General features: G+C 51.7%; 8 protein-coding genes and 2 pseudogenes. 5 read left to right on the top strand and 5 right to left on the bottom strand.

The window, feature by feature from the left end; all coding sequences use genetic code 11:
* Positions 1-33: 33 nt before the first annotated feature.
* Positions 34-942: pseudogene (locus I5W_RS33500) on the bottom strand (acyltransferase family protein); the annotation flags it as partial.
* Positions 943-945: 3 nt separating this feature from the next.
* A pseudogene (locus I5W_RS33495) lies at positions 946-2652 on the bottom strand (AAA family ATPase); the annotation flags it as partial.
* A gap of 510 nt (positions 2653-3162) precedes the next feature.
* Between I5W_RS33495 and I5W_RS31435 the strand changes: the two are divergent.
* Entirely contained in the window at positions 3163-4116 is a 954-nt protein-coding gene (locus I5W_RS31435) for a hypothetical protein (protein ID WP_148289137.1), read from the top strand.
* Positions 4117-4243: 127 nt separating this feature from the next.
* Here the strand turns inward: I5W_RS31435 and I5W_RS17520 are convergent, their stop codons facing one another.
* Complete coding sequence (locus tag I5W_RS17520; RefSeq protein WP_044530178.1) at positions 4244-4585, bottom strand: hypothetical protein; 342 nt, start codon at positions 4583-4585, stop codon at positions 4244-4246.
* 292 nt (positions 4586-4877) lie between these two features.
* On the opposite strand from I5W_RS17520, the gene I5W_RS17515 reads away from it, so the two are divergent.
* Positions 4878-6566, top strand: coding sequence for a DUF262 domain-containing protein (locus tag I5W_RS17515; RefSeq protein ID WP_044530177.1), 1689 nt, complete (start codon positions 4878-4880; stop codon positions 6564-6566).
* A gap of 908 nt (positions 6567-7474) precedes the next feature.
* Here I5W_RS17515 and I5W_RS17510 read toward each other — a convergent pair.
* Both I5W_RS17510 and I5W_RS17505 read right to left on the bottom strand, forming a co-directional pair.
* Complete coding sequence (locus tag I5W_RS17510) at positions 7475-7753, bottom strand: helix-turn-helix domain-containing protein (RefSeq protein WP_159106130.1); 279 nt, start codon at positions 7751-7753, stop codon at positions 7475-7477.
* A 688-nt stretch (positions 7754-8441) separates the two neighbouring features.
* The gene (locus tag I5W_RS17505; RefSeq protein WP_044530176.1) at positions 8442-8942 is read right to left on the bottom strand and encodes a hypothetical protein; all 501 of its coding nucleotides are present in this window, start codon (positions 8940-8942) and stop codon (positions 8442-8444) included.
* A 137-nt stretch (positions 8943-9079) separates the two neighbouring features.
* Between I5W_RS17505 and I5W_RS17500 the strand changes: the two genes are divergently transcribed.
* The 3 genes from I5W_RS17500 to I5W_RS17490 form a co-directional block, all read left to right on the top strand.
* A complete protein-coding gene (locus I5W_RS17500) occupies positions 9080-10426 on the top strand; it encodes a HipA domain-containing protein (RefSeq protein WP_044530175.1) in 1347 nt (448 codons plus the stop codon).
* 558 nt (positions 10427-10984) lie between these two features.
* Positions 10985-11545, top strand: coding sequence for a metallophosphoesterase family protein (locus I5W_RS17495; RefSeq protein ID WP_083893570.1), 561 nt, complete (start codon positions 10985-10987; stop codon positions 11543-11545).
* An 89-nt stretch (positions 11546-11634) separates the two neighbouring features.
* A partial coding sequence (locus tag I5W_RS17490; protein WP_148289136.1) for a hypothetical protein occupies positions 11635-12204 on the top strand: 570 nt, incomplete at its 3' end.

The raw sequence follows: 12204 nt of genomic DNA, 5'->3' as shown, positions 1-12204 counted from the left end.
GCGCGCGATCAGTGAGCGGAGTTGCCGCCAGAACTAGATGCGACCGTTCAGCGCGCGACCAACCCGGCCGCCTTTGAGCGTCGCAAAAGCGATGGCAACAAGAATCAGCGTTTCCACCAGGAAAAGGCTGCCCCCCGTCAGATAGACATTGAGTCGCTGCTCGATCAGATAGTTGAGACCGACCACCGGCAGACTGACCTGGGCCAGCTTTTGCAGCAAGGCCATGGGAGGCATCATCTGGCACAGCTTAATGATGAAGAAGGTACCGGCCAGTGCGACGAACAAGGAAAGCAATACCCAATATCCTGCCCCCAAGTTCCCACTGTTAAGACCCAACGTAGGACTGTATGAAGCGGGAAGGATCCACGCCAAGAAAGAGACCAGCAGCCACAGCCCCGTATTACCTTCTTTGGGTGCCACCAGAGCGTCCTTGAGCAGCACGCCCAACTGGAAAAAGAGAATGCCCGTCAATGCATATTTGACCTGCACAGGGGCCAATGACTGGTAAGACAGCGGATCAACGCAAAGCAGCACGACAATGGCCGCCGCCAGCACCACTCTTGCCCGAGCAACCAGCACGCTTGCCGCAATGGCCTCGAACACATAGACCAGGAACATGGCATACAAAAACCAGAGTGGTGTGCAATTGAAGGTGTCACTGACCTGCGCAGCCCCGGTGAGGGTTCCGATGAGCCGCGACAAGAACTCGCTGGAACCCATCCCTCCCCGGATTAATCTGAAGAAAAACGGGATACCGTTGATGAGGCCGAAAATCCATGCGGGAATGATGAGTCGCTTGAACTTGCTCCAGATCTGAGACCCGATATCCGACTTGCTTGCCCCGTGGGTCATGCCCGAAATGATGAAAAAGGCAAGCATGTGGAAGGGATAGATGAGGTGATACAAGGTTGGATTGATTCCCTTGGTATGACCCGCCATCATCAGGATGAGCGACAGGTCGACTTCGTCGATCTGGCTGGGATGCATGAATTGGGCGGCATACTTTTCATAGATGCGTTCCCGCACGAACAGGTCGAACAGGTCAGGGTCGATGTGGTCACGCGCCTTGAAACCGGCCAGGATCTCCACCGCCTCATTGAGCGTATTGCCACGCTTGTAGGGGCGATCAGAGGCGGTCACCGCCTCGAAGATATCGGCCACGGCCATGCTGCAACGCCGCCGAATTCGTTGGTTGTCGAAGAGGATGGAAATATTGCTAAAGCCAGTGCTGCCGATATTTACCAAACTAATTCCAAGCTCATCGAGGCTGACGCCTAACGTCTTCTTAATAAGAAGCGGGAGTAAGATAGCTTCAGCGTCGCCCTCGACAAGAAGAACGCTTTTCGCAAACAGAAGATTGCTCCGTACGGCATCCAGGTAGCGTTGAACTGCTCCAACTGCTGCTGGTTCTAGCCCGGTCGACGGATGAAACGCCTCGCAGGCCTTTCCGTTGCGGCCCAGGACATTCACGTTGCTAACGTTGCTGACTTCAGAGATATGGGTTGAGTGCGTGGAATAAATTATTTGCGCGCCGCTGTCGCCGATATTGTCAAACAAGGTTTTTTGCACGTGAGTGTGCAAATGCGCCTCGGGCTCCTCAATTAGCAAGAAGTTCGCAATCGTGTGCCTTGCATTCCGATACTTAAATTCGAGCAGCTTGAGCGTGAGGAAAATCAAATTGGCGCCACCAAGACTTAGCTCATGAATTGGCCCTTCATGCCCGTCATTGGATTCGCCGACAAATAATTTCAGCGATTGAAATAATCTATCTGTTTCTTGAGGGAGTTCGGACTTGATAGATAGGGACGACGGCGAATACGTTTGCCCTGCTGCCGAGTAAATTGTCTCGCGGATGTCTCGTCGCAGTAATGTTACGTTCTCAAGGCCCTCGATTGACTGGTTCAATGCTTGAACCTGCCCGATGATTGGCCTAAGAAGCTCCTCGTTAATTTCACCGCTCATCCGCTTCAACAAGGTAAGGAGCGGATTTGTCCGATTATTATGGAATTCAGAGACGACGTCGCGGAGCGCTTGAATAAAGGTCAGCGAAACCTCTTTTGTTACGGAGAGGTATGTAGGGAGGCGCGAGCCTATTTCCGGTGAATCGACCTCCTTGGGAAAGACTGCATTATCGAAATCTCCGACAATGCGGGCATAGTCCACTGGATTAGCGAAGTCCGCGGTACTTCGTCCTGTGAGAACTACCTCGTAATCGGCCGTTGTGAGTGAATTAAGAATGGCATTCATGCCAGGGACATCACCATTCATAAGTGCGGCCAATCGGAGGCGGACCTCTTTAATGGGGCGAAAAATGAGGTTGTAGGTAGCAGTTTGGACTGGCTGGTCACCAAGCACCCCGGTACCATGCACAAACAATGACTGAATTTCTTCGTCAAGGCTTATCTCTGATAACTCTGCACTAATGAATATCCAGTGGCCTTGCCACCGCTCGAGGCCTCGATGAAAGTCCGCCACATCCATGCTTTTGGCGACCCGCACCATGCTGTCGTCTAGCAGAAGACGAATTGCACGGAAGACGTTGGTCTTTCCAGCACCATTCTCCCCAATAATGGTGTTAACGCCTTTGTTGAATTTAAGCGTCGCGTTCTTGAAGTTCCGATAGTTAACAATTGTTAACTTTGAAATATGCATCATTCCCCCGAATTTTTATATCGTCGGCATTCACATCTGAGGACCAGTAAGTGAAGAATAAAATCTTCCAGCCTCAGCGAACATGCGTAACAAAATTGCAAGCTCAACAATATACTGCGATTCAATCTTCGCGTGTGATGTGGAGCAGAGAGTTGAGCTCTAAAGCCTTCCAGAGACCAGCTATACAGAACGGCCCATCGTCGGCCAGGCGAGTAGGCATCGTTAGCAGAACAATCGGCAGCCTTCAGTGCTGAAGCTATCAGGGATGCTCCTCGACCAAACGGTTTCATGACGATGAGGGCGCCTTGACGGTTGGCGACACCAACGAGTCCTTCTACCTTGATGTACCGGTCGGAAGTGGCTACGGAGTTGGTGCGCTCCAGCTTGAAATAAACTGCGAAAGTGTAAGTATTTCTCCGCAAATTGAGGTGCGGCAATATGCGCGTATTCAATTATGTCTAAAATAATGAACCAACTATAGCTTTGGGAGGCTATCTGAGTTCACTGGGGATGAATGAAAAAGGCGAGGTGCGCAGCGCTTCCGAGTTCAAGCAAATCTTCGAGGACGCGGGAGTGTCCCACGCACCTTATAAATGCCCGTTCTGTGAGGCCCGCTATGAAGACCGTTGCATTGTCACCGTCTGCGTAAGAGCGCCACATTTCAAGCTTCCGAACGGTACATATCACCGAAACGGGTGCAACGGTGAAGCAGGCGATGCAGCCATAGCTATCACCTCAAGTCCTTCGAGCGGGCCCAAACGCTCCGTCGTTGGCGATATTGATTTGCCCGAAGCGCTAGTCAAGCGCCGTAAGCCTACTCTAGTCCGGAAAGAGGGGGATGTGCGAGAAGGACTGATGCCAGATGCCGCAGAGGTCGTGCGACGCAAGAAAATGGTATCTGCCGACAAAACTATCTCAGCGCATTTCACCACGTCGCATCTGCGACCGATTGTTCACGCCTACAAAAACCTACGCGAGCTGACTGGTAAGGCGGCAATTTCAAAGGGGCATGAGCGAGGGACTTCTCAATACAATGCGGTCTTTACAGAGGTTCTCAATCTCTATAGGTTATCTTTGTATGGTCAACGCCTTACTTATGGAACCGCCTTCCAAAGCAGTAAGCTGGTACCTGAGGGGCACGAACGCATCTATTCTGGGCGCGGGAAGGTAGAAATCTCTGGAAATCATATTCTTATCAAAGACATGGACCAATGGCCAACAGTACGCAGAAGCAAAGAGAACATGCTGCCGTTCGTGGTTCGGATGAATCGGGCGCCCGAACACGATGCAACCACGAGTCACCTCCGCATGCTGCACGTGTTGGAAGGTTTTGCCGCTGTTGGTCAGGTCATTGAATGGTACGGTTTAGGCATACCTGTGCGGCTGGAGCAGAACTTTGAGCTAGCACTAGATACTCTCGACCATATTTATTGGATTGAACCGTCGTTACGTAAGAAGGCTTGATGGCACGCTTCGCAAAGCAGCGAGGCGCTCTATATCAGACTTAAGAGGAACAAGTGGGCAGGATGGTTGAGTGGCAGATTCAACATAGCCATCGGCCCCAGTTTCTCAGCATCTAATTCTTCTGCGCTTACCGGGAAAAGCCACGAGGAAGCCCAAGCGCTCGTTGTGATTCGCAAAACGCTTCGAAATCGTATACTTGAGGGATGACCGAAGCAGTCAGTTGTTGGCTCCGAGCGGGGTGGGAGAGGTACTGTAGGCGCCAGTTGCCATCCCTGGATGAGTTCAATTCAATCGCGGCGACCTCAAAGGCCAATTCATCTTCATCCAACTCAGTGATGACTAGCGGCAGTTCGTGAGGCACATCGAGAATTTCTTGATTGACGTAGTCGATAATCCTTTCCCTAGTCAATGGCAGCGTCAGAATAGATTCTAGTTGGTGATAGAGGATATGAATGACGGTACGTTGCATGGGCTGAAGTGAATTGTTTTCTCAATGCGTATAGCGCCAAATTTGCTGCATGAATTTATAATTGACCTCAGTGTTGGTCCAAACATTTTTTTGACTTCTGATTACAATATCGTCGGTGCTAGTAGGCATAAGTTAATGCTCTCCGGCACTGATGGGGGAATGCCTAAGTGCAGCGACCACAGGGGTAGTCAGGGCGCTCTTGTAATGGAGTCAAACCGAAGTCTCATAATGTGATGTCGGTGCCATTGGGCTTTCGACGTCACGATGAGGCACTTACACAAATATCAAAATAATGACGAAACGAATCTCAGGGGCAGAATATCCTCTCGCTAAAATTTTTAGCTCAGAATTCGACTATACGATTCCAAGTTATCAGCGGCCTTACGCATGGACGCCGACCCAGGCGGGCGAGCTATTTTCTGACCTGTATGACTTTTACACCAAGGAAGATGCCGAGGACAGCTACTTCTTAGGCAGCATCGTGCTCATTAAGCAAGAGGACAAGCCTGCAGCAGAGGTCATTGACGGCCAGCAGCGTCTTACTACGCTGACGATTTTGCTGGCACTCCTAACAGACCGCTCTGAAGAGCCTATTCGTGAGTCGTTCCGCAAGTATCTCTGTGAGCCAGGCAATTTGCTGGAAGGGCTGGAGTCCAAGCCTCGACTGACCCTCCGTGAGAGAGATTCGGCGTTCTTTGAAAAGTACGTGCAAAATGTCGCTATCGATGAATTGGCTGGCCTAGACCCGGCAAAACTGGATAACGAATCACAGCGAAACATTCGTCTCAACGCAATGCTCTTCCGTCAGCGCCTTGAGGACGCGTTCGGCAGTGACCAGAAGGAAGCGACTCGATTCGGCAGCTTCCTCGTGCAGCGTTGTTTCCTGGTCGCGGTATCGACGCCTAGTCAGCAATCAGCTTTTCGAGTGTTTTCTGTTCTGAATAGCAGAGGCTTGGACCTGCTGCCGACGGATATTATTAAATCGAATGTCATTGGGAAAGTTGCGCCTAGCAAGCGTGACCATTACAACGACATCTGGGAAGAACTCGAGGTTGAGACAGGGCGCGATGGATTCGCTGAGGTTTTCGCTCATATCCGGACTATTTATGCCAAAGATAAAGCTCGACGAGCATTGCTCGAAGAGTTTCGTGAGCGTGTAATCGATAAAGTCCCGTCAGCTGAAGGGCTAGTGGACGACGTTATCGAGCCATACACGCAAGCATATTTGGTGGCTAAGCATGCACAGTTCGTGTCCACCGCCAACGCGTCTGAAGTGAATGCGCTGCTTCGCTGGCTCAATCGAATCGATAATTCCGATTGGTTGCCAAGCGCGATGAGCTTCCTCGCAAAATATGACTCGGAGACCGAGTACGTAAGCTGGTTCATGCAACGGTTGGAGAGGCTAGCCGCTTACATGCATGTTTGCGCCTTGGATGTGAATCAGCGGGTAGAGCGCTATGCATCAGTTCTCCGAGAACTGGAAGCACCGTCCAGCATGGTCAACCCTGTGACAGCTGTCGAGTTGACGACCGTAGAAAAGAACAAATTTAAGGCTGCACTCGATGGCGACGTCTATGAGCTGACCGCCCGGCGTCGTAACTACATTATTCTGCGCCTAGACTCCTTCTTGTCAGATGGAGCTGCTATATACGACCCAACTATTTTGACCATCGAGCATGTCCTGCCGCAGACCGTTGACGAAGATTCTGAATGGGCAAGGCTCTGGCCGTCATCGAGCGCTCGCGAAAAGTGGGTCCATCGCATTGCTAATCTTGTTCCCTTGAATCAGCGGCGAAATTCCAAAGCACGAAACTATGATTTCGAGCGGAAGAAGGTGGCGTATTTCACCGGAAAGAAGGGCGTGTCGTCGTACGCACTTACGACACAGGTTTTGCATATGCCGGAATGGAGTCTCCAAGAAGTCGAGAGACGGCAAAGACTGTTGCTCGAGGTATTGTCGGAGGGATGGAGTCTCACCTAAGGATGCTGGGAAAAGGAGCCGTATTAAGCGGCTCTTTTTCATGGCAAGACAATAACGTTAGTTTTCGAGGCCACTTCCACAACGAAATCGTGTGGTTCTCGTGCCGGAGTATCTCCAGTGGCCACCAAGCCCGAAGCAATGCACCGCGGCCCCTTTTCAGCTCCGGTTGCTAAAAATAGAGTTGTTAAAATTCAATCCCAATGAGCTTAGGGATATTTGACTTGAGACAAAATGGAAAGGGCTGTCCGTAGATAGCCCTTCGACCAGCTTCGATAACGTCTTGCGGGATATACGGGCTAAGGCCAGCCTCGCTTGGCAATGTCGGCCCGCTCACGTAGGTCCTGTTGCATTACCTTCTGCTTCTTCATCACGTCGGGCATGAGAGTCGCTATGCCTCCTAGATTGCGCATCGATTCCTTTTGAGACTTAGTTCTGGGCTGCGCAGCAAAGTAGGATTTCGGTAAAATATCCTACTTTAATGACCATGTTTTACCTTAATTGAGACTTCCTCTTCGCTGGCGACATGCCAAGGTGGCGCAGTGGACAAAATCTTGATATTTTACGGTGCGTTAAATCCTTCGTGCCGCTTCGGTGAGAGCCAAAGGCCAGCAAGAAGGTCTAGTTGAGAGACTAGCAAGGCTTAGCATGAGCGGGTGTTCGTCGTAAAAGCTAAGCGCCGCCTTATTGTTGAATGAGGTTTCACCTGGAGTGGAATAATCAAGAGAAGTCCCGCGACCTATTCCTCGAAGACGATTTCGTCGACTTCCCATTTTCTAAGCGATAAAGCCCGCTCCAGATGCCGAGTTGGTCTGCGGCGTCACGAGCTAGATTCCGAGGCTGGTTCAGCGGTGACGCCGAATTTGGCCGAGCGCTTCTATGCTCGTAGCTTAAGTATTTCAGCGCGTTGTCTACTTCTCTGGTGAAAGCTGATTGAGCTTTTCAATTGCAATCTGCACCTTAGTCTTCACCACTGGCTCAGTCGGCTCCCACGGCGTCGGAACTGCACGTGCGGCCGCTTTGGGCACGATAACCATTTCGTAGCCCAATCGGTCGAGCACTGCCATCAAGGTGGTGACCTTGTAATCGCGCTCTCCGCTAAGTACCCCGGTCAGCGTTCGCCTGGCAATCCCGGCACGCTCGCGTAGGTCCTGCTGCGTTACTTTCTGCTTCTTCATCGCATCGCGCATGAGAATCGCGATGTCTCCTAGATTTCGCATTGATGCCTCTTGAGTCTCAATTCCGGATGCGCAGCAAAGTAGGATTTAATCGAAATATCCTACTTTGATGACCATGTCTTGCCATGTTCTAAGGCCTGCACCTCATCGTGCCGAATGCTGCGGCAGTTGTCGACAACCTGCAGCGCATCGCTGGTCTCTGCCTTGTCGGTCACGGGTAGATTTCTTCTCGATAGCATTTTAGTTGTAGGCCTCCCGAATGCCAGGCGAGAGCGGCGTTATACCGCGTTATACCGGAATCGGATAATTATCCGATTTAAGATAATTCAGGATAACGGCGGCTGAGCGTGGACATGAAACTTAAAAATCTCTCGGGGTTGATTCTCCGCGTCGTCATTGACGTCGTTCTTCGATACCTGATGGAGCAAGTGGACAGTATCGCGCCGCATTTGCTTTGAAGTTTGCGCTAAGTGCGCCAGCTTGCTAAGCTGTATGAAAGGGCCTCTTGAGCCGACTCGCGAGGTCGCCCACCAAGTGCTAACTGGTCTAGCAATCGCTAGGTAAGAGGAATCGGACCCGATGGACCAGAGGCCCCGCTAGTCGGGGCTTCTGCATTCTCAAGACTGGCGTTGAACAAGAACCCAAGTTATCCACAGCCCTTTTGGACTAGGCTCTCAAGGCACCAAGGTACGGATTTTCTCTACCTTTTTGATTTGCGCTTCTTGGTGGTTTCCGGTCGTGCAGCCTGCATGATAGTTTTTACGACACTAGGATTTGCCTGGACGAGCCTTGCGTTCTCTGCCACGTAGCCATACAAATCCCTCAGGGCGGTTACAACACCGGCTGACCTTGAGAAGCCACCCTCGCAGTGGACGAGCAAAGTGTGAACGGTATCCGGAAGTGCCTGGGCGAATCGCAATATGTCTTCTGCATCATCCTCAGTCATTGCCGCAGGAAGTTTCTGTGCCGCTCGTGCTGAGAGCTCGCCAAGGAAATCGACGTCTGCAAAGCTTAGTCTCAGCAAATACTTGTACTCAGGCAGCTGGGCCGGATGTTTTTCAGGGGCTGTGATGGAAATCATGGCCACCCCGTCAATCAGCGGGATGCGTTCCGCGTCGCCTCGGGATAGGGCGAATACCTGCCTGCCCTGCGCTGACGGGCGGTACAGTTTGGCGACGACGTCCTTGACTCGAGTGTTCATTGGATGAATTTATCGTTCCTGCGCGACACCGTGTCAAGGTCCAGCCGGGTCTGCATGACTGTTTTTAGTTGGCCTCTTCTCTGCATACTCCAGAGGTGCCGTCTAAAACATGAGTTTTTCTTGCAGTGGAGGATGTGATGGATATAGCCAAGCTACTGTCGAGAGGTCGAGCTAGTATCTGCGCGACTACAGCAAACCAGCTTGTCGCCGGCGTCGAATACAGCCCTTTAGAAGAGCAGTGCAACTTCAGTTATAACCGGATGTGGAGAACGTGGGACTATTCCTATCCGCTGTCAGCTCACCTTCCTCTCAAGGAGGGCCAAGCTCCCTACAGGGTGATTCGGGACCATCTGTTGAACCTTCTGCCAGAAGGAGAAGCGCGAGGGGAAGCCGCTCGCCGATATCAGCTCAGTCACGCGAATGCTTGCGCGATGGCCGTCTATCTATGTCGAGAGCCGGCGGGCGCCGTGGGATTCGCCCTGGATGTGGAGGAGTTGAGCGTCCCCGATGATAGACCTCCAGTCGTCCGGGAGCTGCCAGCAGCGGAATTGTCCAAACGTATCCGACGCAGGGGCACCATCCCATTCGCTTTCTGGGATGACGTTTTCTACCAGTCGTTAGCCGGCGTCCAAGATAAGCTCCAGGTGCGCTTGGACGGTGATGACCTCCAGCTCGTCGGCGGATGTTTGAATTCGAGCCACATACTGAAACCCGAGCCCCATGGACAAAGCACGCGGCGCATGGTCGCTAATGAGCACTTCTGCATGTCTCTCGCTAGAGCGGTGGGATTACCAGTTGCCAACGTTGAAATCCGACGTGTCCCGGAACCCGTCCTGCTGGTGGAACGCTTTGACCGTGCCAGAAACATTATCCGGAACCCGGAAATGGTTGAGCGTGTACACACCTTGGATGCGTGCCAAGCGCTTGGAGAACATCCCTTCTTCAAGTACGAGTGTCCAGAGGGGCATGGAGGCGGATATCGGGAGAGGCGTATCGGTATCGGCTTCCGTGAAATGTTCGAACTGGACCGGCATTTCATGGTGCCACGTGAGGGAAGGATGGCCATCGTGAGATGGGCACTTTTCAACATGCTAATTGGAAATAGCGATGCACATGCAAAGAACTTTTCGCTCTTCCAGCATAGGCTCGGAATCATGCCGGCCCCGGCCTATGACCTCGTCTGCACGCGCGTCTATGACATGCGTAGTGAAATGGCGATGGCGTTCGGTAATGCCTTCTTGGTAGAGGACGTCGTTGCTGATGACCTGACGAATTTTGCGGAAGAAGCAGGTATTGCGGGCGACACGCTTGTTGAGGAACTAAAGGCCCTAGCTACTGCCGTGAGGGCACATGCGCCAATATTGGCAAAGAACGACGCATACACGCAGCAGGAGCGGACGTTGGTCCGTAAGATTACTAATTCAATCGAGAGCCGTGCAATACATTTGTTGACGGTCGCATCGGTGTCTCCCGGACAGGAGTAGCTGAGGGAGATTCTCGAGGCTGCTCCATTCTCAGCCACTTCGCTCGGAGAGGACCATTTGAGGGTAAATACGCGACCAGCACAGCGCTTTCTTGAGCATAAAGGTACAGTTCTCCGGATGGTTGCGAATTTCAGTGCTCAAACTTCTGCACCTTACGCACTCAAAAATAACCGATTTTTCTCCTGGTACGAGCCGAGTGGCCTCGTTCAGGCCAGCCTCTGCGTAATGAAAGCTGCAGCTTTCCCACGAAGAAACATTCCGGATTCGGTGCAGGATGCGCCAGTAAGGTTGCGCCGTTCGACCAGCCTCACTACATTGCAGATTCGTCGAATCAAACCACGGCAAGACAAGAACCTGTGCTCACATGCTGCTGGGCAGGCCTTGCCATCGGTCCATGCAGCTTGGTTATAAATCAACATTAGCTTCAATACGAAGCTGAGCATGCGGTTGATAGAAAAGTATTGTTAATGCACCACCAATGTAAGTCTCGCTTACAATTGACTAACAATTCGGGCGCCTCACTCTCTCAATCTCTTATTTCTTTAAGACAATAAAAATATGAGCAAGAGCTTTACGTGGTTTCATCTGAGTGATTTACACATGGCACAAAAGGGGCAGCACCTTTGGCCCAATTTTCGCAAACAGTTCCACGACGATATTCGTCTGCTCTTGGGAAAAACCTCTCCATTGGATGTGGTGATTTTCTCCGGCGATTTGACGCAAACAGGTTCGTCTGAGGAATTTGACGCTCTGACCGAAGAGTTGAACCGGCTTTGGGAGGTGTTCAAAGAATGTGGCTCTAATCCACAGCTCTTTGTAGTGCCGGGGAATCACGACCTCGTACGCCCTAGGGCGACTGACGCGAGAGTCCTGGCGCTGAATGAGTGGTTCTCGAAAGAGGTGGTGCCAAACGAACTATTTTCGGGCTCCGACAACCAGTACCAAGACGTCATTCAGGGCAGCTTCGCCAATTTCACCAAATGGTACTCTGGACTGACGATTCCAGTCGCTAGAGGGCAGCAAGGCCTATTGCCGGGTGACTGCGCTAGCGTCGTCGATGTGAATGGTCTCAAAATCGGCCTAGTCGGTTTGAACTCTTCGTTCATTCATTCGACTTGATACCTGGAGAAGAGTATCTTGTCCTTGAGCTCGGGAGGCATAGTAGTCACTTAAATACGCCGACCGAGAGCGTAATTCAAACCGCGGATTTGACGACCGGCGTCGAAAGCTCGAAAGGGATGACGGTACTGGCGAATAGCCGGATGCGCTTGACTCGCGCTCTACATCACGTGGAGATACGTGCGGCCGAACAGACAGAGTGCGTGGCCGCCTTAAATAAAGACCGAATCGCCTGGCTTGGCGCGGACTGGGGTGTCGGTCGAGAAGGGTTCATTTGGTCCGTACTAAAGCGGTTAAATCGCGAATCAGAGCCAGTCTATCGAATTGACTTGAGCGAATACGAAGATAGGAATTCATTTCTGGACGCGTTCGCCAGCAAAATGGGATGCTCATTCACTGACTATTGCCGTGCACTTGTGAACGGCGGCCCCTCAGTGTTGCTCTTTGATGAGGCACCTACAAGCTTGGGTGATGGCTCCGATACTCACATCGAAGAGGATGTTAAGTATTTCTTAGAAATTGCTAAAAGCTATCTTCCGCAGACCATCATCTTCGTTGCCAGCTGGAGCCTGCCAAAGAATACCGAGATTTGGTCGACCAAATTGGGACTTCTGGACGAGCCCGATATGCGCCTTTATTGGAGGCACAACGCAGCGCGA

Source organism: Herbaspirillum sp. B65, assembly GCF_000333555.1.
Classification (GTDB): Bacteria; Pseudomonadota; Gammaproteobacteria; order Burkholderiales; family Burkholderiaceae_D; genus Herbaspirillum; species Herbaspirillum rubrisubalbicans.
Note: the sequence above shows the minus strand (reverse complement) of the source record. Positions and strands in the feature narration are given on the sequence as shown.